General features: G+C 68.9%; 24 protein-coding genes and 2 tRNA genes. 14 read left to right on the top strand and 12 right to left on the bottom strand.

What is annotated here, in order from left to right; genetic code table 11:
• Positions 1 to 11: 11 nt before the first annotated feature.
• The 3 genes from ABWO84_RS00130 to ABWO84_RS00120 are packed head-to-tail and all read right to left on the bottom strand — an operon-like array spanning position 12 to position 1,137.
• A complete protein-coding gene (locus ABWO84_RS00130) occupies positions 12 to 509 on the bottom strand; it encodes a DUF2017 family protein (RefSeq protein ID WP_353111270.1) in 498 nt (165 codons plus the stop codon).
• Positions 509 to 796 carry an ATP-dependent Clp protease adapter ClpS gene (gene clpS, locus ABWO84_RS00125; protein WP_353111268.1) on the bottom strand — a complete coding sequence of 96 codons (288 nt, stop codon included), beginning with the start codon at positions 794 to 796 and terminating at the stop codon, positions 509 to 511. The genes ABWO84_RS00130 and clpS overlap by 1 nt, the downstream gene beginning before the upstream one ends.
• Positions 793 to 1,137 carry a metallopeptidase family protein gene (locus ABWO84_RS00120; RefSeq protein ID WP_353111266.1) on the bottom strand — a complete coding sequence of 115 codons (345 nt, stop codon included), beginning with the start codon at positions 1,135 to 1,137 and terminating at the stop codon, positions 793 to 795. The genes clpS and ABWO84_RS00120 overlap by 4 nt, the downstream gene beginning before the upstream one ends.
• A gap of 206 nt (positions 1,138 to 1,343) precedes the next feature.
• On the opposite strand from ABWO84_RS00120, the gene aspS reads away from it, so the two are divergent.
• Entirely contained in the window at positions 1,344 to 2,645 is a 1,302-nt protein-coding gene (aspS, locus tag ABWO84_RS00115) for an aspartate--tRNA(Asn) ligase (protein WP_353111264.1), read from the top strand.
• 138 nt (positions 2,646 to 2,783) lie between these two features.
• Here the strand turns inward: aspS and ABWO84_RS00110 are convergent, their stop codons facing one another.
• From ABWO84_RS00110 to orn, 3 genes are all read right to left on the bottom strand, one after another.
• Complete coding sequence (locus ABWO84_RS00110) at positions 2,784 to 3,347, bottom strand: AAA family ATPase (protein ID WP_353111262.1); 564 nt, start codon at positions 3,345 to 3,347, stop codon at positions 2,784 to 2,786.
• A 123-nt stretch (positions 3,348 to 3,470) separates the two neighbouring features.
• Positions 3,471 to 3,546, bottom strand: a tRNA-His gene (locus tag ABWO84_RS00105).
• A 36-nt stretch (positions 3,547 to 3,582) separates the two neighbouring features.
• Positions 3,583 to 4,209 (bottom strand): oligoribonuclease, encoded by a 627-nt coding sequence (gene orn / locus ABWO84_RS00100; RefSeq protein ID WP_353111260.1) that lies wholly within the window; start codon positions 4,207 to 4,209, stop codon positions 3,583 to 3,585.
• Between the two features lie 59 nt (positions 4,210 to 4,268).
• Between orn and ABWO84_RS00095 the strand changes: the two genes are divergently transcribed.
• Positions 4,269 to 4,341: transfer RNA gene (locus tag ABWO84_RS00095), tRNA-Arg, on the top strand.
• 11 nt (positions 4,342 to 4,352) lie between these two features.
• On the opposite strand, the gene ABWO84_RS00090 is transcribed toward ABWO84_RS00095, so the two are convergent.
• Complete coding sequence (locus tag ABWO84_RS00090; protein WP_353111258.1) at positions 4,353 to 4,628, bottom strand: hypothetical protein; 276 nt, start codon at positions 4,626 to 4,628, stop codon at positions 4,353 to 4,355.
• Positions 4,629 to 4,718: 90 nt separating this feature from the next.
• On the opposite strand from ABWO84_RS00090, the gene ABWO84_RS00085 reads away from it, so the two are divergent.
• The 6 genes from ABWO84_RS00085 to ABWO84_RS00060 all read left to right on the top strand — a co-directional run bounded on the left by ABWO84_RS00085 (position 4,719) and on the right by ABWO84_RS00060 (position 9,349).
• Positions 4,719 to 5,345, top strand: a complete 627-nt coding sequence (locus ABWO84_RS00085; RefSeq protein WP_353111256.1) for a LysE family transporter — start codon at positions 4,719 to 4,721, stop codon at positions 5,343 to 5,345.
• A 59-nt stretch (positions 5,346 to 5,404) separates the two neighbouring features.
• A complete protein-coding gene (msrA, locus tag ABWO84_RS00080; RefSeq protein ID WP_353111254.1) occupies positions 5,405 to 5,926 on the top strand; it encodes a peptide-methionine (S)-S-oxide reductase MsrA in 522 nt (173 codons plus the stop codon).
• A gap of 130 nt (positions 5,927 to 6,056) precedes the next feature.
• A complete protein-coding gene (locus tag ABWO84_RS00075; protein WP_353111252.1) occupies positions 6,057 to 6,563 on the top strand; it encodes a single-stranded DNA-binding protein in 507 nt (168 codons plus the stop codon).
• Positions 6,564 to 6,608: 45 nt separating this feature from the next.
• On the top strand, positions 6,609 to 7,100 hold the full coding sequence (locus ABWO84_RS00070; protein WP_353111250.1) for a DUF6993 domain-containing protein: 492 nt from the start codon (positions 6,609 to 6,611) through the stop codon (positions 7,098 to 7,100).
• A 94-nt stretch (positions 7,101 to 7,194) separates the two neighbouring features.
• Positions 7,195 to 8,874 (top strand): energy-dependent translational throttle protein EttA, encoded by a 1,680-nt coding sequence (gene ettA, locus ABWO84_RS00065; protein ID WP_353111248.1) that lies wholly within the window; start codon positions 7,195 to 7,197, stop codon positions 8,872 to 8,874.
• The gene (locus tag ABWO84_RS00060) at positions 8,867 to 9,349 is read left to right on the top strand and encodes an acyl-CoA thioesterase (protein WP_353111246.1); all 483 of its coding nucleotides are present in this window, start codon (positions 8,867 to 8,869) and stop codon (positions 9,347 to 9,349) included. The genes ettA and ABWO84_RS00060 overlap by 8 nt, the downstream gene beginning before the upstream one ends.
• A gap of 9 nt (positions 9,350 to 9,358) precedes the next feature.
• Here the strand turns inward: ABWO84_RS00060 and ABWO84_RS00055 are convergent, their stop codons facing one another.
• The gene (locus ABWO84_RS00055; RefSeq protein WP_353111244.1) at positions 9,359 to 10,243 is read right to left on the bottom strand and encodes an acyl-CoA thioesterase; all 885 of its coding nucleotides are present in this window, start codon (positions 10,241 to 10,243) and stop codon (positions 9,359 to 9,361) included.
• A gap of 62 nt (positions 10,244 to 10,305) precedes the next feature.
• Here ABWO84_RS00055 and ABWO84_RS00050 point away from each other — a divergent pair, with 62 nt between their 5' ends.
• Positions 10,306 to 10,965, top strand: a complete 660-nt coding sequence (locus ABWO84_RS00050) for a DUF8185 domain-containing protein (RefSeq protein ID WP_353111242.1) — start codon at positions 10,306 to 10,308, stop codon at positions 10,963 to 10,965.
• On the opposite strand, the gene ABWO84_RS00045 is transcribed toward ABWO84_RS00050, so the two are convergent.
• From ABWO84_RS00045 to pepN, 4 genes are all read right to left on the bottom strand, one after another.
• Entirely contained in the window at positions 10,962 to 12,623 is a 1,662-nt protein-coding gene (locus ABWO84_RS00045) for an FAD-binding dehydrogenase (RefSeq protein ID WP_353111240.1), read from the bottom strand. The genes ABWO84_RS00050 and ABWO84_RS00045 overlap by 4 nt on opposite strands.
• A gap of 32 nt (positions 12,624 to 12,655) precedes the next feature.
• The gene (locus ABWO84_RS00040) at positions 12,656 to 13,081 is read right to left on the bottom strand and encodes a globin (protein ID WP_353111238.1); all 426 of its coding nucleotides are present in this window, start codon (positions 13,079 to 13,081) and stop codon (positions 12,656 to 12,658) included.
• On the bottom strand, positions 13,078 to 14,214 hold the full coding sequence (locus ABWO84_RS00035) for a mechanosensitive ion channel family protein (protein WP_502915354.1): 1,137 nt from the start codon (positions 14,212 to 14,214) through the stop codon (positions 13,078 to 13,080). Before ABWO84_RS00035 ends, ABWO84_RS00040 begins: the two co-directional genes overlap by 4 nt.
• A gap of 61 nt (positions 14,215 to 14,275) precedes the next feature.
• A complete protein-coding gene (pepN, locus tag ABWO84_RS00030; RefSeq protein WP_353111236.1) occupies positions 14,276 to 16,822 on the bottom strand; it encodes an aminopeptidase N in 2,547 nt (848 codons plus the stop codon).
• Between the two features lie 151 nt (positions 16,823 to 16,973).
• Between pepN and ABWO84_RS00025 the strand changes: the two genes are divergently transcribed.
• The 5 genes from ABWO84_RS00025 to ABWO84_RS00005 all read left to right on the top strand — a co-directional run bounded on the left by ABWO84_RS00025 (position 16,974) and on the right by ABWO84_RS00005 (position 21,865).
• Positions 16,974 to 18,158: a ferrochelatase gene (locus ABWO84_RS00025; RefSeq protein ID WP_353111234.1), complete on the top strand. Its 1,185-nt coding sequence runs from the start codon at positions 16,974 to 16,976 to the stop codon at positions 18,156 to 18,158.
• A 21-nt stretch (positions 18,159 to 18,179) separates the two neighbouring features.
• A complete protein-coding gene (locus ABWO84_RS00020) occupies positions 18,180 to 18,665 on the top strand; it encodes a ribose-5-phosphate isomerase (RefSeq protein ID WP_353111232.1) in 486 nt (161 codons plus the stop codon).
• A gap of 1 nt (position 18,666) precedes the next feature.
• Positions 18,667 to 19,671 carry an Fpg/Nei family DNA glycosylase gene (locus ABWO84_RS00015; RefSeq protein ID WP_353111230.1) on the top strand — a complete coding sequence of 335 codons (1,005 nt, stop codon included), beginning with the start codon at positions 18,667 to 18,669 and terminating at the stop codon, positions 19,669 to 19,671.
• Positions 19,672 to 19,733: 62 nt separating this feature from the next.
• Entirely contained in the window at positions 19,734 to 20,375 is a 642-nt protein-coding gene (locus ABWO84_RS00010; RefSeq protein WP_353111228.1) for an FMN-binding negative transcriptional regulator, read from the top strand.
• The gene (locus ABWO84_RS00005; RefSeq protein ID WP_353111226.1) at positions 20,372 to 21,865 is read left to right on the top strand and encodes an amidohydrolase; all 1,494 of its coding nucleotides are present in this window, start codon (positions 20,372 to 20,374) and stop codon (positions 21,863 to 21,865) included. Before ABWO84_RS00010 ends, ABWO84_RS00005 begins: the two co-directional genes overlap by 4 nt.
• Positions 21,866 to 21,999 lie beyond the last annotated feature (134 nt).

Here is a 21,999-nt window from a genome sequence, read left to right as displayed (position 1 = left end):
GGAGGCGGAGATCAGGCTTGCTCGTCGAACTCGTCCGCAAGCTGGATGAGGCCGTCGAGCCGATAGCCCAGCCAGTCGTACACGCCGAAACGAGGATCCTCGGGGTCGTGGGCGTCCTGCTGACCGATTCCCAGCCGTGACGCCATCATCAGCCGCATCGCCGTGAGGGTGCGCATCCAGGCGTCGAGCCGCTCAGCCGGGATCGCGAGCCTCCGCGGACCCAGGGGATCCTCATCCGGGTTCTCGTCATCGAACCCGGAGGCCACGAGATCCTGACGGACGGCGGCGCCGTCGGAGAGACGCCGCTCGAACAGGTCGCCGTGGGTGAGCGCGCCGAACTCCGCAGACGCCTCGGAATCGTCAGGGTACGCGTCGGGCACGAGTCGCCGGGTGAGATCGCGGTCGTCGTCATCGGCGGATTCGATGATCAGCCGGAACTCCTCGATCAGCGCGAGCAGATGGCGTCCCTCCAGCAGTGCGAGGGGCACGACGACGGCGCCGTCCTCCATCACGACGCCTTCCGGATCGTGGCCCACAGTCCGTAGTCGTGCATCGCCTGCGCATGCACCTCCATGGTCTCGCGCGGACCCGTCGCCACGATCGCGTGTCCCTCCTGGTGCACGGCGAGCATCAGTGATGTCGCGTGCTCCGTGGAATAGCCGAAGTAACGGCGGAAGACGCGCACGACGTAGCTCATGAGGTTCACCGGATCGTCCCACACGACGAGTTGCCACGGCTCGAGGGGAGCGGTGACGAACACCTCCTCGAGATCGGGGACCGCCGCGGGGATGGTCATGCCCACCCCATCTCGTGAAGCTGCTCGTCATCGATGCCGTAGAAGTGGGCGATCTCGTGGACGAGAGTGGTGTGCACCTCGTCACGCAGCTCGTCCTCGTTCTCGCACGCATCGAGGTGGGCACGTCGGTAGACGACGATGCGGTCGGGCAGCTCACCCAGACCGTACTGCCCGCGTTCGGGGAGCGCCAGGCCGTCGTAGAGGCCGAAGAGATCCTCGCCGTTCTCCGCGCGCTCTTCGACGACGAACACGACGTTCTCCAGGCCGTTCACCATGTCGTCGGGCAGGCGGTCCAGCTCGTCGATGACGAGCGTCTCGAATGCTTCGGCTTCCATCTCCATCGTGACCAAGCCTATTGCGGTGCGGGGTAGGCTGGCCTCGGCGACGTGGAGGAGTGACGATCCTCCGCCGAGGAACTCCGAGGCGAACGCCGCCCGCGCGTCCGGCGTACCGACGAGAGGCCGGTGCGATCCGCCGGCGAAGGTGTGGTGGCACCGCGATCTAGCCCCCGCCCGCACCTCCAGGGCTTTCACCACCTGGAGGAGAAATGAGATCACCTGTACCCCCGCGCGTCCTTGCCGCCGAGCTCGGAACGATGCCTGCCGGGGAGAGAGTCGTCCTTCGCGGGCATGTCCATCGGCGGCGTGAGCTGTCGACGGTGACTTTCGTCGTGCTTCGCGACCGGAGCGGGCTCGCGCAGATCGTCGTGCGCCCCGACGAGATGGCCGCCGGGGACATCCCGCCGGAGGAGACGCCCGTCGAGGTGTCCGGGACTGCGATCGAGAACCCGCAGGCGCCAGGCGGCGTCGAGGTCGTGGGTGCGGAAATCATCGCGTTGTCGGATCCTGCGCGCACCCCGCCGGTCGAACTCTGGCGCCCCTCGCTGTCCACGGGGCTGCCGACGCTGCTCGACCATGCCCCGGTGACCTGGCGCCATCTCGCGCAGCGCGCGAAGTGGCAGCTCACAGCCGCGAGCCTGCGAGGGTTCCGAGAGACGCTCGACCGTGCCGGTTTCGTGGAGGTGCACACCCCGAAGATCGTCGAGACGGTCGCGGAGTCGGGTGCGGACGTGTTCGAGGTCGACTACTTCGGCAGGCCGGCATTCCTTGCGCAGAGCCCGCAGTTCTACAAGCAGCAGCTCGTCGGGGTCTTCGAGCGCGTCTACGAGGTGGGTCCGGTGTTCCGGGCGGAGCCGCACGACACGGTCCGTCACCTGGCCGAATACGTCTCACTCGACGTCGAGCTCGGCTTCATCGATGACCACCGCGATGTGCTCGCCGTGCTCCGCGAGGTCCTCTCGGGGATGGTCGAGGCCGTCGCCGAACATGCGGAAGAGGCGCTGGGCCGGCTCGGGGTGCGGCTCCCGGTGATCCCCGCGGACATCCCCGTCATCCACTTCCGCGACGCCCTTGCGAGGGTAGGGGCGCCGGCCGACGAGCCCGATCTCGCCCCTGAGCACGAGAGGGAGCTCGGCAGATGGGCCCGGGCGGAGCTCGGCAGCGATGTGCTCGCCGTGGAGGGGTACCCGATGCGCAAGCGGCCGTTCTACACCCATCCCCAACCGGACGACCCGCGGTGGAGCAACAGCTTCGACCTGCTCTTCCGCGGCATGGAACTCGTGACGGGAGGCCAGAGGCTTCATCGGCATGGCGACTACGTGGCGGCGATCGAGGCGAGGGGAGAAGCGGCGGACGCCTACGCGTCGTATCTGCCGACGTTCTCGGCCGGTATGCCGCCTCATGGCGGCTTCGCCATCGGCCTCGAGCGCTGGGTCGGCCGGCTGATCGAAGCGACCAACATCCGGGAGGCGACCCTCTTCCCGCGAGACCTCCATCGGCTCGCACCCTGAGATGCTTGTCCGAGCCAGTGCGAGGCCCGCTTCGGCGCATGTGTGCAAGGAGCGGGCCTCGTGCGGTCAGTGGCCAAGCGCCCCCCGACGCTCGCTGCGGAGGGGCGGGTGATCGCGGGACCGCGGTTGCCGGGGGTATCAGGTCGATTGCGCGGCAGCCGGGTCGAGGACGAATCGGCCACTGCCGATCGCATCTGCGACCGCCTGCAGCGTTTCGGGCGGCGTCTGATCGGTCGTGTCGATCGCATGGGGCTCCAACCCGCCGAGGTCTGCGAACTGCTCCCACAGCGAAACGATGGGGCCTTCGTCCACGAGCGCACCCGGGCGGGTTCTCGCCTGTGCTCGTCGTACGGCTTCGTCTCGGGACGGGCGCAGCACCACGTAGTGCAGGCGGGGTGCGGCCGCGACGCGGCTGTCGGCGGCGAAGCGCCCGATCATCCATGGACCGATGATGCCGTCGACGACTGTGTTGAACCCGCCGGCAGCATAGGTGAACGCTGCCTGCTGGATGACGCGCATCACGGTCTGGTTCTGCTGGTCGGACTCGGGCAGATACGGCAGGATCCCGCCTGTGACGATGTAGTCCCAGAAATCGTCCGTGTGAAGGTGCACCGACCGCGAAAAGGACTCGGCGAGGTGACGGGCCGTCGTCGACTTCCCCGCACCGGGCGGTCCGGTGAGGATGATGACATCAGCGCTCATAGGGCCCACGTTACGCCGGGTGTGTCGGCACAATCAGCCATCCGCGCTGAGATCGGAGGCCTGAAAACCAGCGAGGTGCGAACCCCGACTGGTTCAACAGTCGAGGTTCGCACCTCGCTCATCTGGGGTGAGTAACGGGGCTTGAACCCGCGACCTCCTGGACCACAACCAGGCGCTCTACCGACTGAGCTATACCCACCATGCGCCCGCTGAAGCAGGCAACCACGTAAGTCTATTACAGACTGGTGCCGAACTCCGAAACGACGCGAGCGGCGATGTCGCGCGCCTCGTCACTGGAGGGACCGGGCTCATCGATGAAGACCGCAGACCGGTAATACTGCAGCTCGCGGATCGACTCCAGGATGTCCGCCAGCGCCCGGTGGCCGCCGTCCTTGGCCGGAGCCTGGAAGAACACCCGGGGATACCAGCGCCGCGACAGTTCCTTGATGCTGGACACGTCGACGTTGCGGTAGTGCAGGTACTGGTCGAGCTCGGGCATGTATTTCGCGAGGAACATCCGGTCGGTGCCGATCGTGTTGCCGGCGAGAGGCGCTTTGCGCTCCTGGGGCACGAAGCGCTTGATGTACTCCAGGGTCCGCCGCTGCGCCTCGGGCAGCGGAATCCCGTTCGGGATGTCATCCAGCAGGCCCGACGTGCGATGCATGTCGGTGACGAAGTCGTTCATGTGGGCGAGAGAGGCGTCTCCCGGTTTGATGACGACGTGGAATCCGGGATCCAGCGGGGTCAACGTGAAATCGGTCACGACGACGGCGATCTCGACCAGTTCGTCCACCGAGAGATCGAGGCCGGTCATCTCGCAGTCGATCCATACGAGCCGGTCGTTCTCAGTCGCTGAAGCCATACGTTCCATCCTAGTGATTGCGTGCTTTCCGGCCCCGTCGCGATAGCCTGGAGGGTGAAGCCCCCTTAGCTCAGTGGATAGAGCGACAGCCTTCTAATCTGTGGGTCGCAGGTTCGAATCCTGCAGGGGGCGCATATCCCGTCTCAGAGGCGGAGCGCGGCCACGGCATCGTCCGGGCTCCAGAACTCGCCCACGACGCGGAAGGCGCCGGTGGCGAGATGCAGCCGTTCCGCTCGGTAGCGCACTCCGAGCGGGTCGGCCACGGTGCGCAGATGGCCGCGGATGGCGCCGCGCGCGTCGAGGACCCGCCAGAGCTGGTCCCCTGCCCGCTGAAGCGTCTCACGACCGGACCGGAGCGACGGCGTGGCCCAGAGCACGGGTGCGGGCGATGCGATGGGGTGTTCGGCGATGGCGGTCATGATGTCTCCTTCCGAGGACGAATCTACGGAGGGCCACCGACATCGCCCCGCGATGGCGCCGGTCGACCGCATTCTCCCTACACTGTGCTGGTGACCTGGACGCTCTGGCTCTCGCTGCTGGTGGCGAGCATCGTGATCAGCTTCACCCCGGGGGCGGGGGCGATCAACACCATGACGAATTCCCTGACGCAGGGGTGGCGCCGATCCCTGTGGGGCGTCGCGGGGCAGCAGGCCGCGCTCGTCGTGCATGTCGCGATCGTCGCCGCCGGAGTGGGACTCCTCGTGTCCCGATCCCCGATCCTCTTCGAGACCATCCGGTACCTCGGCGCCGCCTATCTGGTGTTCCTCGGCCTCCGGCTGATCCTGGCGCGGCCGTCCCTCCAGGGGGAGGAGGAGACGGCGACGGCGCGGAGGGAGAGCGGATGGTCGATGTTCCGCCGCGGCTTCTGGGTCAACATCCTCAATCCCAAGGCGATCGTGTTCTTCCTCGCCTTCGTGCCGCAGTTCGTGCGGCCGGATCGGGACCAGCTCTCGCAGTACCTCATCCTCATCGCGACGGTGGTGGTGGTCGACGTACTCGTGATGTGGCTGTTCTTCGCCGCCGCGGCGCGGCCGTTCCGTCGTCTGACGTCGACCACCAGAGGGCAGCGAGTCCTCAACAGGGTGTTCGGGACCCTGTTCATCGCCGTCGCCGTGCTCCTCGTCCTCATCCACTGACGACGGCCCGTGGCCCTCCGGGAGCGACTAGCGTGGAAATCACCGAAGAGAGGACCACGATGGAGACGTTCGTTCTGGCCGGAGGCTGCTTCTGGTGCCTGGACGCGGCATACCGTCCGCTGCGGGGTGTCGAGTCGGTCGTGTCCGGCTACATCGGCGGACACGTCGCACACCCCAGCTACGAGCAGGTGTGCACCGGTACCACCGGGCACGCCGAGGCGGTCGCGGTGACGTTCGATGCGGAGCAGATCCCCGCCGAGGTGATCCTCGACGCGTTCTTCACCATGCACGATCCGCGCCAGCTCAACCGCCAGGGCAACGACATCGGCACGCAGTATCGCAGTGCGATGTTCCCGGCCGATGAGCGCCAGCGCGAGATCTTCGAGGCCGCGCGCGACCGTGCGGCCGAGATCTGGGACGGCGCCCCGGTGACCACGATCGAGGGGCCAGCCGAGTTCTATCCGGCCGAGGACTACCACCAAGACTTCTTCGCCAAGAACCCGACGCAGGGGTACTGCCTCGCGGTCGCCGTGCCCAAGGTCAACAAGGTGCGCGCGCGGTTCTCCGCGTACCTCGGCTGACTTCCCCTCACGAATTCGCTTCTGCTCCGGCCTTTCCACCGTTCGGGGTTTCTCCGGCCCGCTGCGTCGTCGGTCCTTGGCACGCTGTTGCCACCCGGACGACGTGAGCCGGACGACGAAGGAGCACACCATGAACGACACCGTCACGATCCTCGGCAACGTCGCCGCCGAGCCCGTCAGGAACACCACCGGACGCGGGGACGCGGTGATCAACTTCCGACTCGCCTCGCCGCAGCGTCGGTACGACCCGCGCAGCTCGACGTGGGTCGAGGGCGAGACGAACTGGTATGACGTCTCGGCCTTCCGGCAACTCGCCGACCACGCGAAGTCCTCGCTCAGGATCGGGGATCCCGTCATCGTCACGGGGAGGCTCCGCGTGCGGCGCTGGGAGAGCAACGGCAAGCGGGGGACCGCGGTGGAGATCGAGGCCGATGCGATCGGGCACGACCTCCGACGAGGCACGGCGGCGTTCACGAAGCCGTACCGTGCGGGGCAGAACGCTGAGGCGCCTGCATCGGAGCGCTCCGCCGATCGGGCCGCCGACGTCGGCGGGGTGGTGTCGGATGCGGAGAGCTGGGAGGTCCCGGCCGAGGACGAGCAGGCGCCGGCTTTCCCGGTCGCGCTGCAGACGGCCTGAGCCCCGGACCGCGGGAGGCCGCGCGCGGCCGCATAGACTCGGATCGTGCCCCGTGGAAAGATCTCGTCCTCAGCCCGCATCCGCACCGCTGCTCTCGCGGTCGCGCTGCTCGCCTTGACGGCGTGCTCTCCGATTCCGGCGGCGACGCCTTCGGCCTCGCCTTCCCCTGGGAACACCGCGTCGACGGCCGGACCCTCGGAGCCGGTGCTCCACCCCGACGGGACGGCGGAGGAGAACCTTCCCCTGTTCGACAAGGTGACCATGAGCGTGTGGGGGGCGGCCAAGAAGGCGGAGGGGCGGGCCTATGTCGACGCGCTCGTCGCGGCGGGCTTCGACAAGAAGCGGATGCAGGTGACGCAGGACGAGTCGACCGTGCGGAATCCGGCAGAGAGCCTGCAGTTCTCGGTGGCCTGGGGACAGAAGCAGTGCCTGATCGGGCAGGTCGGTCCGTCCACGGGCGAGCCGGTGACCATGGTGATGGCGCAGCTCGCCGAGGGGCGGTGCCTGATCGGGGACACGCGGCCGATCGACTGGTGAAGACCGCGCCGCCCGCGCGAGGCGGCGGAGAAGGCCGGTAGGCTGGTGAGTCGGTCCTGACGACCGGACGATCGCCGACAGAAGGGGCATCTTCGTGGCCGAGTACATCTACTCCATGGTTCGCGCGCGCAAGGCGGTGGGCGAGAAGCTCATCCTCGACGACGTGACGATGGCGTTCCTGCCCGGGGCGAAGATCGGCATGGTCGGCCCGAACGGCGCCGGAAAGTCGACGATCCTGAAGATCATGGCCGGTCTCGATCAGCCCTCGAACGGCGAGGCGAAGCTGAGTCCCGGTTTCTCGGTCGGGATCCTCATGCAGGAGCCGGAGCTCGACGAGTCGAAGACCGTGCTGGAGAACATCCAGGACGGCGTCGCGATCAAGGCGAAGCTCGACAGGTTCAACGAGATCTCGGCTCTCATGGCCGATCCTGATGCCGACTTCGACACCCTGCTGGCCGAGATGGGCGTGCTCCAGGAGGAGATCGACGCGGCCGACGGCTGGGACCTCGACTCGCAGCTCGAGCAGGCGATGGACGCTCTGCGCACGCCGCCGGGAGACGCCTCGATCGCCCCTCTCTCCGGTGGAGAGAAGCGCCGCGTCGCCCTTGCCAAGCTCCTGCTGCAGAAGCCCGACCTCCTCCTGCTCGACGAGCCGACCAACCACCTCGACGCGGAGAGCGTGCTCTGGCTCGAGCAGCACCTTCAGGCCTACAAGGGCGCCGTGATCGCGATCACCCACGATCGGTACTTCCTCGACCACGTCGCCGAGTGGATCGCCGAGGTCGACCGAGGCCGCCTGATCGGCTACGAGGGCAACTACTCCACCTACCTCGAGAAGAAGGCCGAGCGCCTCGAGGTCCAGGGCAAGAAGGACGCCAAGCTCGCCAAGCGTCTCAAGGACGAGCTCGAGTGGGTGCGTTCCAGCGCGAAGGGACGCCAGACGAAGTCCAAGGCGCGTCTCGCCCGCTACGAGGAGATGGCGGCCGAGGCCGAGCGCACCCGGAAGCTGGACTTCGAGGAGATCCAGATCCCCGCCGGTCCGCGTCTCGGCAGTATCGTGATCGACGCGAAGAACCTGCAGAAGGGCTTCGACGGCCGTTCGCTCATCGACGGGCTCAGCTTCAACCTGCCGCCGAACGGCATCGTCGGCGTCATCGGCCCGAACGGCGTCGGCAAGACGACGCTCTTCAAGACCATCGTGGGCCTCGAACCGCTCGACGGCGGGGACCTGAAGGTCGGCGAGACCGTCAAGATCAGCTACGTCGACCAGTCGCGCGCGAGCATCGACCCCGACAAGACCCTCTGGGAGGTCGTGTCCGACGGGCTCGACATCATCACGGTCGGCAAGACCGAGATCCCCTCCCGGGCCTACGTCTCGAAGTTCGGCTTCAAGGGACCGGACCAGCAGAAGAAGGCCGGGGTGCTCTCGGGCGGTGAGCGCAACCGTCTCAACCTCGCCCTGACGCTCAAGGAGGGCGGCAACCTGCTGCTCCTCGACGAGCCGACGAACGACCTCGACGTCGAGACCCTCCAGTCGCTGGAGAACGCCCTCCTCGAGTTCCCGGGTTGCGCCGTGGTGATCACCCACGACCGGTGGTTCCTCGACCGCATCGCCACGCACATCCTCGCCTACGAGGGGACTGACGAGAAGCCCGACCAGTGGTACTGGTTCGAGGGCAACTTCGAGGCGTACGAGAAGAACAAGATCGAGCGGCTCGGCCCCGACGCCGCCCGCCCGCACCGCACCGCGCACCGCAAGCTGACCCGTGACTGAGGGACCGGGCCGGCTGAGCATCCCCATCCATCTGCGATGGGGTGACCTCGACGCGTTCAACCATGTGAACAACACGTCGATGCTCAAACTGCTCGAGGAGGCGCGCGTACGCGCCTTCTGGACCGCCGGACCGGGGGAGGACGCCCCGCCGACCGCGGTGCTGTCGTCCGGGATCGACGCGGGCGTGCTCACGCTCGTGGCACGGCAGGAGATCGAGTACCTGGCGCCGGTGCCGTATCAGCGCCACCCGCTCGACGTGCAGATGTGGTTCGGCAAGCTCGGCGGATCCAGCATCGAGGTCTGCTACGAGGTGTACAACCATCCGGGCAGCGAGGAGCGCGTGCTCTACGCCCGTTCGACCGCGGTCATCGTGCTCGTGGACGCCGAGACCACGAGGCCCGTCCGCCTCGCCCCGGAGATGCGTGAAGCGTGGGAGCCGTACGTGGGGGAGCCCCTGCAATACGTCCGCCGCTGAGGCGGTGGATCAGTCCTCCGGGACCCGGATCATGATCTCCTGTGCGATGCTCGCGACCAGCACGCCGTCGCGGGTGTAGATCCGGCCGGCGGCGAGACCCCGACCGCTCCGCGCGTTCGGGGAGGTCTGCACGTAGAGAAGCCAGTCGTCCACCCGCGCGAAGCGGTGCCACCACATCGCGTGGTCGAGGCTCGCGACCTTCATCCCGCCGAGCGACCAGGCGAGGCCGTGCGCACGGAGGATCGACTCCTGGATCGTCATGTCGCTGAGGTACGCGAGTGCCGCGCGGTGGATGCCCGGCTCGTCGGGGAGCGGCGCACGCATGCGCATCCAGACCGCCTGGCTGGCCTTCCTCTCTTCGCCGGCGGCCAGGTAGATCGGGCCTTCGACGTGACGGACATCCGCCGGCCGATCGGTCAGCATCCGCTGCGACAGAGGATGGATGCCTCCGGAGACCTCCTCATCGGAAGGGAGGTCCTCCGGTGCCGGTATGCCCACGGGCATCGGCTCCGCATGCTCGATGCCCGGGGCCTCATCCTGGAAGGACGCGATCATCGAGAAGATGGGCACGCCGTTCTGATAGGCCTGAGCACGGCGGGTGGAGAAGGAACGGCCGTCGTGGATCCGATCGACGGAGATCGTCAACCCCTGGGAGGCATCCCCGGGGCGCAGGAAGTAGCCGTGCATCGAATGCAGAGCGCGATCATCGGGAAGCGTCCGCTCCGCGGCCACGACGGACTGCGCGAGGACCTGCCCGCCGTAGATGCGTCCGGTGGGCATCGGATGGGAGACCCCGGTGAAGATGTCCTCGGTGGTGCGCGCGCCGGAGCCGTCCAGATCGAGCACGGCCAGCAGTCGTTCGACGGTCTCCTCCGCCGTGGTCTGCTCTTCCATCGCCCGCCTTCCGCTCCTCGGCGCCGGCCTCGGTCGCGGCACCGATCGGTATTCTAGAGGGCGTGCCCCCTCGTCTCGTGCTCGCCGATGCGCCCACCGCTCGGGATGTGCTGACCTTCCTCGGCCGGGCGGCCACGATCTCCGATGACGGCGTGCGCCTTCAGGCCTCCGGAGGCGTGCTCGCGGTCACCGCCGCCGCCCTCGCGCCTCAGGGGCTCTTCGATCGCACCCCGACCGTGCTCGCGATGCGGATCGTCCACGCCGATCCCGAGCTCGAATGCGACCTCGTCGTCGATGAGCTCGGGGAGACGGACGACGACCGGATGCTGCAGCTGCCGGACAGCGGTCGTGCGCCCGCCTGGGCGGGCATCTCCGCCCCCCGAGGCGGATGGGAGCGCACCGGTGAGATCGCCGCCTCGACGATCGCAGAACGCGCTCAGTGGGGGATGGCCGCGGTCGCGCGCGGTGCCGGGACGCAGTCCGGCGAGGAGATCGTGCGGAGCGTCCGCGCCTCGGTATGGGGGGAGCCCGATCCGGAACTCGGGGATCTGCCGCGGGGTGTCGCCTTCGCGGCTCACGCGTTCGGCTTCATCTCAGGCGCCGAGGACATCGCCGTGACCGTCTCCGGCCGCTGGACGCGTCTCGCATTCCGGCGAGGGCATGTGCTGAGCCGCGGCCCCGCAGCCGTCGGGCTGACGCCGATCCGCGAGACGGGCAGCTAGGAGCGGGCGACCGTCCTTCCCGCCTGGCGTCCCGAGAAGAGGCATCCGCCGAGGAAGGTCCCCTCCAGTGCGCGATAACCGTGCATGCCCCCTCCGCCGAACCCGCTCGCTTCGCCGACCGCGTACAGGCCGGGGATCGCCTGTTCGGTGGCGTCGAGAGCGCGGCCGTCGAGGTCGGTCTCGATGCCGCCGAGCGACTTGCGCGTGAGGACGTGCAGCTTGACGGCGATCAGTGGCCCGGCGGACGGGTCCTGGAGCCTGTGCGGCGGTGCGGTGCGGAGCAGCTTGTCCCCGCGGTACGCGCGCATCGAGCGCAGCATCGCGATCTGGGAGTCCTTGGTGAAGTCGTTGTCGATCTCGCGATCGCGGGCCACGATTTCCCGACGGACGCGATCCAGATCGAGGTGCTCGCCGCCCGGCATCGCGGCCATCCGCCGCAGCAGCAGGTCGAGATCGTCCTCGACGATGAAGTCGCCGCCTTCCTCGAGGAACCTCTGGACCGGCCCGGTGGCTCCCTTGGCGAGGCGCGACCTCAGGAGCAGCTGCACGTCCTTGCCGGTGAGGTCGGGGTTCTGCTCGCTGCCGGAGAGGGCGAACTCCTTCTCCACGATCTTCAACGTGGTCACGAACCAGGAATGGTCGTACCCGGTCGTCCGCAGATGCGCGAGGGTTCCCAGTGTGTCGAAGCCGGGGAACAGGGGCACGGGAAGACGTGCCCCTGTCGCGTCGAGCCAGAGGGAGGAGGGGCCGGGCAGAATGCGGATGCCGTGCGACGGCCACACCGGATCCCAGTTCGTGATGCCCTCGACGTAGTGCCACATCCGGTCCTCGTTGACGAGCCGGGCTCCGGCGGCCCGGGACACCTCGTGCATCGAGCCGTCGACGTAGGCGGGGACGCCCGTGAGCATCTCGTCCGGCGGCGTCCCGAGCCGCCCGGGCCAGGCCTTGCGCACGAGCTCGTGATTGCCGCCGATCCCGCCGGACTCGACGATCGTCGCGCCGGCCCTGATCTCGAAGTCGCCGGAGACGTCGCGACTGCTCTCGACACCCCGCGCCTCGGCACTCGCGATGAGGACCGACCCGCGCGCTCCCACGACTGTGCCCTCCGAGACGATCAGCTCGGTGACCCGATGGCGGGGGAGCAGCGCCGCCTTACCCTCGGACTCCGCCTGCTGGACGGCGTCGGCGAACGGGGCGACGATGCCGGGGCCGGTGCCCCAGGTGATGTGGAAGCGCGGGACGGAGTTTCCCGGGCCGATCGCTCCATAGCCTCCGCGTTCCGCCCACCCCACGATGGGGAAGAGACCGACTCCCCGCTCGCGCAGCCAGGTCCGCTTCTCCGTAGCGGCGAACTGCAGATAGGCCTCGGCCCAGCGGCGCGGCCACTCGTCCTCCGGCCGGTCGAAACCGGCGTTCCCGAACCAGTCCTCCCGGGCCAGGTCGTAGGAGTCGCGGATGCCCATCCGTCGCTGCTCCGGCGAGTCGACGAGGAAGAGACCTCCGAACGACCACCAGGCCTGTCCGCCCAGGTTGCTCCTCGGCTCCTGGTCGATCACGGTCACATGCTTGCCTGCGGCCAGCGCCTCCGCCGCGGCGACGAGGCCCGAGAGGCCCCAGCCGATGACGAGGACGTCTGTCTCGAGGGGAGTGGACGTCATCTGCGACTCCTTCGTCGTGAGAGGACTCGGGCTCAGGAGGTGAGTCCGAGGTCGGTGCGCGGCCCTTGCGAGGGGCCGAGGTCGGAGCGCTCCATGGTGTTCACCATGGCGTGCGCGGCCCTCTCCAGATAGTCCCACAGTGCGGCCTCGTGCATCGGCGAGAAGCCGACCTCGTCGACCGCGGTGCGCATGTGCCGCAGCCAGCGGTCCCGGGCGTCGGGGTCGACGCGGAAGGGGACGTGTCTCATACGGAGACGGGGATGCCCCCGCTGCTCGCTGTAGGTCCCCGGCCCGCCCCAGTACTGCACGAAGAAGAGCGTCAGGCGCTCGGCCGCCGGGCCGAGGTCCTCCTCGGGGTACATCGGGCGCAACACGGGATCGAGGGCGACTTCGCGGTAGAACACCGACACCAGACGCTCGAAGGTGTCGTGGCCGCCGACTTCGTCGTAGAACGTCACTTCTTCCCGTCCTCTCCGTCGGCGCCGGGGCCGTACCCCTCGGCCGGCTTCCGCGGCTTCTTCGGCGTCTCCGCCGGTGCCTTCTCGGTCTTCGGCGTGGGGTTCCGCTTGCGCCAGGTGCCGCGCTCCGGAGCAGGGACGCCGGTCACCGCATTGGGACGAGTGCGCGGAGGGTTCGCGCCCCGTACGCGCCGGGAGCCCTCGGAGCCCGTCGGGTACACCGCGGTGAGGCTGGGCGCCGGGAGCCCGAGGCCTTCGATCGCGGCCTTGAGTCGCAGCCGGAGCTCCTGGGCGACGTCGTCCTTGGCGTTCGCGCGGGTCTTGATGACCACGCGGATGATGAGCGTCTCGCCCGTGATGACCTCGAGGCCCCACAGCTCGGGGCTCTCGATGATGCGGGTGCGCCAGCGCGGGTCGGTCGCGAGCCCGTGCGCGGCGTCCATGAGCGCCTGCTCGACGTCCTCGATCGCGGCGTCCGCAGGGACGCCGACGTCGGTGATCGCCCGTGCCCAGCCCTGGGACATGTTGCCGATGCGGGTGACCTCGCCGTTGCGGACGTACCAGAGCGTGCCGTTCACATCGCGTACCTGTGTGATCCGCACGCTGACGTACTCGACGACACCCGTCGCCAGCCCGAGATCGACCACGTCGCCGATGCCGATCTGGTCCTCCGCGACGATGAACAGGCCGTTGAGGACGTCCTTGACGATGTTCTGGGCGCCGAAGCCGAGGCCGGCGCCGACAGCCGCGGTGATGAGTGTGAGCGATCCGATGAGCTGGTTGTCGATCACGTTGACGATCAGCACCAGCGCGACCACGACGAGCGTGACGTTGACGATGTTCTGGAGGATCGTGCCGAGGGTGCGGGTGCGCTGCACGAGCCGCATGTCGGCGAGCGGGGAGCGCTCGAGGGCGACGGTGTCGCTCACCTGGGCCTTGCTCTTGGCGCTGTTCACGATCCGGCGGACGACACGCCGGATCACGAGCCTGAGGAGGAAGGCGAGCGCCACGCAGATCGCGACGACGATGGCGATCCGGAGCAGCTTTTCACCAATGGTCCCGAGGAGCGCCACGACGTCGTTCCAGGTGGTCGGAAAACCCGGATCGTTGGTGGCGAAGGGGAGGACAGTCACAGGCCGATCCTATCGAGAAGGCCTCCGCGCCGGCTGGGTGCGGAGGCCTTCTCGAAGCGGCTCAGATGTCGGCGTCGCGGCTCTGCACAGCGAGGGCCCGCTCGACGTCGGCGAGGTTCTCGTGCACCAGGCGGCGCAGCGCGGGCGGCGCGTCCTGGTGCTCCGACAGCCAGCCGCGTGTCGCGTCGCGCAGCTCACGACTGGCGAGCGAACGCGGGTACAGCCCGACCACCAGGTAGTCGGCGATCTGGTACGTGCGGCCCTCCCAGATGGGCAGCAGCATGTCGAAGTACCGCGGCACGAACTCGTCGAGCACGTCCACGCCCGAGGGATGCACGAAGCCCAGCGCCGCGGAGCGCACCAGCGTGTTGGGCAGGGAATCCTCGTCGATCAGCGAGGACCAGGCGGTCTGCTTGGCCTCCGCGGTCGGCAGGGCCGCACGGGCCTGCGCCGCGAACTCGGCACCCTTCGAGGTGTTGTCCGCGGCGAGCGCGGCGTCGATCGCGGCCGCGTCGGTCGCCCCCGCCGCGGCGAGGCCCGCGAGGAGCTGCCAGGAGAGGTCGGCGTCGATGTCGAGACCGGGCAGCGTCTCCTCGCCGGCGCGCAGGCGTCCGACGATGCCGGCGTGCTCCGGGGTCACGAGGACGTTCGCGAACGCGGTGACCAGCTGCAGCTGGCTGTCGCTGCCGGGAGCGGCCTGCTGTGCGAGGGCCCAGAGGCCGTCGGCGACCTTCTCGCGCGTCGCCGCCCTGGTTCCGGGCGCGACGTAGCTGCTCGCCGCGAGGAGGAGCTGCGCGAGCGTCGTGCGGATGGTTGTCGACTCGCTCTCGCGGCCGATGTTGCCGAGCACCAGGTCGATGTAGTCGCTCGCCGCGCTCTCGGCGTCGCGGGTCTGGTCCCAGGCCGCACCCCACACCAGGGACCGCGCCAGGGGGTCGCTGATGTCGGAGAGGTGCTCGATCGCCGTGGCGAGCGACTTCTCGTCGAGACGGATCTTCGCGTAGGCGAGGTCGTTGTCATTGAGCAGGACGAGCGCGGGGCGCTTGCGTCCCTGCAGTTCGGGGATCTCGGTGCGGTCGCCGTCGACGTCCACCTCGACGTAGTGGGTGCGCACCAGGGCGTCGCCGTCGAGGTCGTAGAATCCGATGCCGAGGCGGTGCGGGCGGATCGTCGGGTAGTCCGCGGGGGCGGTCTGGGTGACGGCGAAGCGGGAGATCACCCCGGATGCGTCTTCGACGATGACGGGAGCGAGTGTGTTCACGCCGGCGGTCTCGAGCCACTTCTTCGACCACGATCCGAGGTCGCGTCCGCTGGTCCGCTCCAGCTCGGTGAGGAGGTCGGAGAGCTCCGTGTTGCCCCAGGAGTGCTTGGCGAAGTACTCGTGGACGCCTGTGAAGAAGGCGTCGATGCCCACCCACGCGGTGAGCTGCTTGAGCACGGACCCGCCCTTGGCGTAGGTGATGCCGTCGAAGTTGACCTGCACGTCCTGCAGATCGTTGATCTCGGCGACGACGGGATGCGTCGACGGAAGCTGGTCCTGGCGGTACGCCCAGGTCTTCTCCATGGCGTTGAAGGTCGTCCAGGCCTCGGTCCACTCGGTGGCCTCGGCGGTGGCGATGGTCGACGCCCACTCGGCGAACGACTCGTTGAGCCACAGGTCGTTCCACCACTTCATGGTCACGAGGTCGCCGAACCACATGTGCGCCAGCTCGTGGAGGATCGTGACGACGCGGCGTTCCTTGACCGCGTCGGTCACCTTGCCCCGGAACACGTAGGTCTCGGTGAACGTCACCGCGCCCGCGTTCTCCATGGCGCCCGCATTGAACTCGGGCACGAAGAGCTGGTCATACTTGGCGAAGGGATAGGGCACACCGAACTTCGACTCGAAATAGGCGAAGCCCTCTCGTGTCTTGTCGAAGATGTAGTCGGCGTCGAGGTACTGCCACAGGCTCTTGCGCCCGTAGACGCCGAGGGGGATCACCCGGCCGGACGCGCTGGTGAGTTCCGAGAAGACCGCCTCATAGGGTCCGGCGACGAGCGCGGTGATGTAGGAAGAGATGCGCGGAGTCGGCTCGAAGCCCCAGGTGGCGTTCTCGCCGTGCACGATCGGCTCGGGGGTGGGGGAGTTGGAGACGACCTTCCAAGCGGCCGGCGCAGTGACCGTGAACTGGAAGGTGGCCTTGAGATCGGGCTGCTCGAACACCGCGAACACGCGGCGGGAGTCCGGCACCTCGAACTGCGAATAGAGGTAGACCTCGCCGTCCACGGGATCGACGAAGCGGTGCAGGCCCTCTCCGGTGTTCGTGTAGGCGCAGTCGGCGTCGATGACGAGCACGTTCTCGGCCTGCAGGTCGGTGAGGGCGATGCGCGAGTCGGCGAACACGTCCTCGGGATCGAGCTGCTCGCCGTTCAGCGAGATCTCCCGCACCGAACGGGCGATGAGGTCGATGAAGGTGAAGCTCCCCGGTGTCGCGGTGAAGCGCACCACGCTGCGCGAGCCGAAGACCTCGTCGCCCTTGGTGAGGTCGAGCGCGACCTCATAGGACTGTGTGTCGACGACGGCGCGACGTTCCTGCGCCTCGATGCGGGTGAGGTTCTCTCCAGGCACTGCTCTTCTCCCAGGGGGTTCAGGGGGTGTCGCCATGGTGTGACGCTGCTGGCGCCGGCGGCAACCCTGACAGCCTACGCCAGGTGCTCGCGGGGGCGGTGCCCGCGCGTCATCGGCCGGACAGAGGAGAGTCATAGGCGAGGATGCGAGGATGCGAGGCGTGACAATCGAGACTTCAGACGTCGTCCTGTTCGCCTCACCCGCCGCGGCGAGCGGCGCACCGTTCGTCGAGACCCCGGTCGGCTACGACGCGCTGGTGCTCGCCAGCTTCGGCGGTCCTGAGGGGCAGGAGGACGTCATCCCGTTCCTCCGCAACGTCACACGTGGGCGGGGGATCCCGGATGAGCGTCTCGAGGAGGTCGCCCATCATTACCGTCACTTCGGCGGCATCAGTCCGATCAACGAGCAGAACCGCGCGCTGAAGGCCGCCCTGGAGGCGGAGATCTCCCGTCGCGGACTGCAGCTGCCGGTGTACTGGGGCAATCGCAACTGGGGCCCGTACCTCGATGAGGCGTTCACACAGGCCGCTGACGACGGCCACACCACACTCCTGGTCCTCGCGACGAGCGCCTACAGCTCCTACTCCAGCGACCGCCAGTACCGTGAGGACATCGCGCGGGCGATCACGGCGTCGGAGCTGGAGGGGCAGGTCGTCGCCGACAAGGTCCGCCTCTTCTTCGACCACCCCGGTTTCGTCGCCCCGTTTCAGGAGGGCGTCGCCGAGGCCGTATCGGCGCTGCTCGACGACGGGATCCCCGCCGAGCACATCCAGGTCCTCTTCGCCACGCACAGCATCCCGACCGGCGACGCCGAGCGCTCGGGTCCGCGCGACGTCGACTGGGGAGAGGGCGGGGCGTACGCCGCGCAGCACCGCGCCGTCGCGGAGTTCGTGATGGAGAACCTGCCGGTCGGCGGAGGGGTGCTGCCGTGGGAGCTGGTCTTCCAGTCGCGCTCGGGCCCGCCCAGCCAGCCGTGGCTCGAGCCGGATATCAACGACGTGATCGCCGAGCTCCCTTCGCGGGGCGTCGAGGCGGTCGTGATCGTGCCGCTGGGATTCGTCAGCGACCACATGGAGGTGCTCTGGGACTTGGACACCGAAGCGATGGAGTCGGCGGCGGAGGCGGGCATCCGCGCGGTGCGCACGCCGACCCCCGGTGTGCATCCGGCGTTCGTCTCCGGCCTGGTCGACCTCGTGGAGGAACGGATCGAAGGCACGCCGGCGGCGGAGAGGCCGCACGTGACACCTCTAGGCCCCTGGTACGACGTCTCCCGTCCGGGTGACTGCGAGAACGCGCGTCTCGGCTTCCGTCCTGCGGCGGCGGGGATCGCGCCCTGAGCCGCTTCTAGGATGGTTGCCATGCGCATCCACATCGCCACCGATCACGCAGGCCTCGACTTCTCGACACAGCTGCAGGAGCATCTGCGGACCGCGGGCCACGAGGTCGTCGACCACGGTCCGCTCTCCTATGACCCGGTCGACGACTATCCGGCGTTCTGCATCCGCGCGGCGCAGGCCGTCGTCGCCGATCAGTCGACGGGTGCCGAGGCTCTCGGCATCGTCTTCGGCGGCTCCGGCAACGGTGAGCAGATCGCCGCGAACAAGGTGCGGGGCATCCGCGCCGCGCTCGTCTGGAACCTCTCGACGGCGGAGCTCGCCCGCGAGCACAACGATGCCAACGTGATCTCGATCGGCGCACGCCAGCACACCTTCGAGGAGGTCGTCTCGTTCATCGACCGCTTCATCGAGACGCCTTTCTCGGGGGAGGAGCGCCACGTGCGGCGGATCGGGCAGATCGCCGATTTCGAGCGCGACGGCTCCCTGCTCCCGGACCCGCGGGCCTGACATGCCAGAGGGACATTCCGTCCACCGGATCGCCCGGCAGTTCACGCGGAACTTCGTCGGCCGCCAGATCCACGCGTCCAGCCCACAGGGGCGGTTCGCGGAAGGGGCCGCCGTGCTCGACGGGCGCGAGACCCTGCGGGCGATGGCGGTGGGCAAGCAGATGTTCCTGGAGTTCGAGGGGGACACCTGGCTGCGCGTGCACCTCGGACTCTACGGCGCCTGGGACTTCGCCGGTGAGATCCTCGTGGATCCGACCATCGCCGCGGCGAACGGGCGCATGGGGCAGACCAATCAACGCGGCACCGTCCTGGACGCTGAGGCTGCAGTGCTCGACGAGGCGGGGGAGAACTCCCTGACCTCGATCGGCGCCCCGCGCCGGGCTCGGGTGCACGTGCGGATGTCGGAGCAGACGAGCCCGCTCGCGGACGACGATGCGGAATGGCCGCCGCCGGTGGTGGGCCAGGTGCGGCTGCGGCTGCTGACCGAGTCGACCTGCGCGGATCTGCGCGGACCGACCGCGTGCGTCCTGCAGACGCCGGACGAGATGCTCGCGACTGTGGCGAAGCTCGGTCCCGACCCGCTCGTGGGCGATCCTGCCGAGGGCGAGGAGCGATTCGTCGCCGCCGTGCGGCGCAAGCCCACGGCGATCGCGCTGCTGCTGATGGACCAGGCCGTGGTGAGCGGCATCGGCAACGTCTACCGTGCGGAGATGCTGTTCCGCGCGCGTCTCGACCCGCACACCCCCGGGCGGGACGTGCCGGAGGAGATCGTCCGTGCGCTCTGGAGCGATTGGGTGGCGCTCCTCTCGATCGGCGTCGAGACCGGGCAGATGATGACGATGGACGGGCTCTCGCCCGAGGGGTACCGGGCGGCGATGGCGAGCCGGGACGACCGGCATTGGGTCTATCACCGCGCCGGCCTGCCCTGCCGAGTGTGCGGCACGGAGATCGCGCTGGAGGAGATCGGCGCGCGCAAGCTGTACTGGTGCCCCTCCTGCCAGCGCTGAACCCTGCGTCCGAATCGGTCTCGCGGAGCGCCGGGACGTCCGCGCGACCGTAGTCTGTTCTCATGCGTCAGAACCCGAGTTTCGCGATGACCGATGTGACGGAGCTCCGTCGCGTGATCGCCCGCAACCCTTGGGCGACGATCGTCTCCGGCGGCGAGGAGGGGCTCGTCGCCTCCCACTATCCGGTGCTGCTCGACCCCGCCCGCGACGACCTCACGGTCGTGGGCCATGTGGGAAAGCCGGACGACCGGATCCTCGGACTGGGAGAACGGGAGCTGATGCTCGTCTTCCAGGGGCCGCACGGGTACGTCTCGCCGAACTGGTACGGCGATGTGAAGGCGGTGCCCACCTGGAACTACGTCGCCGTCCATCTCTCCGGGGTGCCGGAGGTGCTCAGCACAGAGGAGAACCTGAAGGTGCTCGACGACCTCGTCCGCCACTTCGAGAGCAGGCTGCCGAAGCCGCGATCAATGTGGGAAGCGCCCAATGACGAGGCCTACATCTCCGCCCTCGAGTTCGGCACGGCGGGATTCCGGCTGACGCCGACGCGAGTGGTCGCGAAACGCAAGCTCAGCCAGAATCGGCCCGACAACGTCGTGGAGGCCGTGATCGCCGAGCTCGAAGCGGGCGGGGAGTACGGGCAGCCCGAGCTGGCGGCGGAGATGCGCCGGGCGCATCAGGCCCGAGTGGCTGCACGCGGATGAGCGCTGAGGTACTCCTCCGCGACATCCGCGTCGCGGGGGCTGGAAGCGAGCTGCTCCCGACCGGCGATCCCGTCGACCTGCTGATCTGTGGCGGGATCATCGTGGACATCGCTCCCTCCGGGAACCTCCGGCACGGCGGAGAGGTGTTCGACGGCGAGGGATGCTGGGCGATCCCCGGCCTCTGGGATCATCACGTCCACACGGTGCAATGGGCACTGGCCGCGCAGCGCGAGCCCCTCGGCGCGGCGAGATCCGCATCCGAGGCCGCGCGGCTGATGGCGTCGGTGTCCGCGTTGGGTGACGGGCGGAGGGTCGGGTCCGGCTACCGCGACGCGCTCTGGACCGAGCCTCCGTCGCGGGCACTGCTCGACGCGGCGACCGGAACCACCCCGACGTACCTGATCAACGCCGACGTCCACAGCGTCTGGCTGAACACGGCCGCTCTGCGCCGGGAGGGCTTCATCGGGGCCGATGACGACGGGGTGCTGCGCGAGGCGCCGGCGTTCGAGATCTCTCGCCGCCTCAACGCCGCGGACTCGAACGTCGCGGACGGAGCTGTGCAACAGGCGGGCCGTCGTGCCGCGGCGCGCGGTGTCGTCGGCGTCGTCGACTTCGACATGGCCTGGAACCCCGAGGCCTGGGCACGCCGTGTCGCCGGCGGATTCTCGTCCCACCGCGTCGAGTGCGCCGTCTATCCCGCGGAGCTGGAGCGGGCGATCGCCGAAGGCCTTGCGACCGGCTCCGAGATCGACGGCACGAACGGGCTCGTGCGCATGGGGCCGTTGAAGGTCATCTCGGACGGCTCTCTCGGCACGCGGACGGCTGCCTGCAGCCATCCCTACACGGACGGCGCCGAGGGCACAGGGATGCTGAACGTCTCGGCGGACGAGCTGCATGCGCTGCTTGTCCGTGCGGCCGGCGCCGGGCTCGAGGCCGCTGTGCACGCGATCGGCGACGTGGCCACGACCATCGCGCTCGACGCGTTCACGGCGACCGGCATCCAGGGCACGATCGAGCATGCGCAGCTCGTGCGGTACGCGGATCTCGTCCGCTTCGCGCGGCTCGGGGTCGATGCCAGCGTTCAGCCGCAGCATGCGATGGACGACCGCCGGCTCGTCGATCGGCTGTGGGCGGCCCAGACGTCGGTCGCCTATCCGCTCGCCAGCCTGGACGCGGCCGGTGCGGGACTGCGATTCGGCTCGGATGCACCTGTGGCTCCGCTCGACCCCTGGCAGGCGATCGCGTCGGCGGTCACTCGCATCGATGCCGACCATGACACCCCTTGGCGTCCGGAGGAGCGGATCCCGATCGAGAGGGCCCTGCGCGCGAGCTCGCACCACGGCACCCGGGGAAGCGCGGAGATCGCCCCCGGGGCTCTGGCGGACATCGCTCTGTGCGCCGAGGATCCGCGTGATGCGGATGCGGACGCGTTGAGGACGATGGAGATCGCGGCCACTCTCGTCGGCGGACGCTTCACGTACGGCGGATGAGCGACGGCAGGCGGATGCAGAGGGGGGGGGGGGGGGGCGCGCGCGCGCCCGCCCCCCCCGCCGCGGGGGGGGGGGCGGGGGGGGGGGGGGGGGGGTGGCCCGGGGGGGGGAGCGGGGGCGCGGGCGTTGGGGCG

The sequence above is a fragment of the Microbacterium sp. genome, assembly GCF_040394595.1.
GTDB lineage: Bacteria > Actinomycetota > Actinomycetes > Actinomycetales > Microbacteriaceae > Microbacterium.
This window is presented reverse-complemented; position numbering and strand designations above follow the sequence as displayed.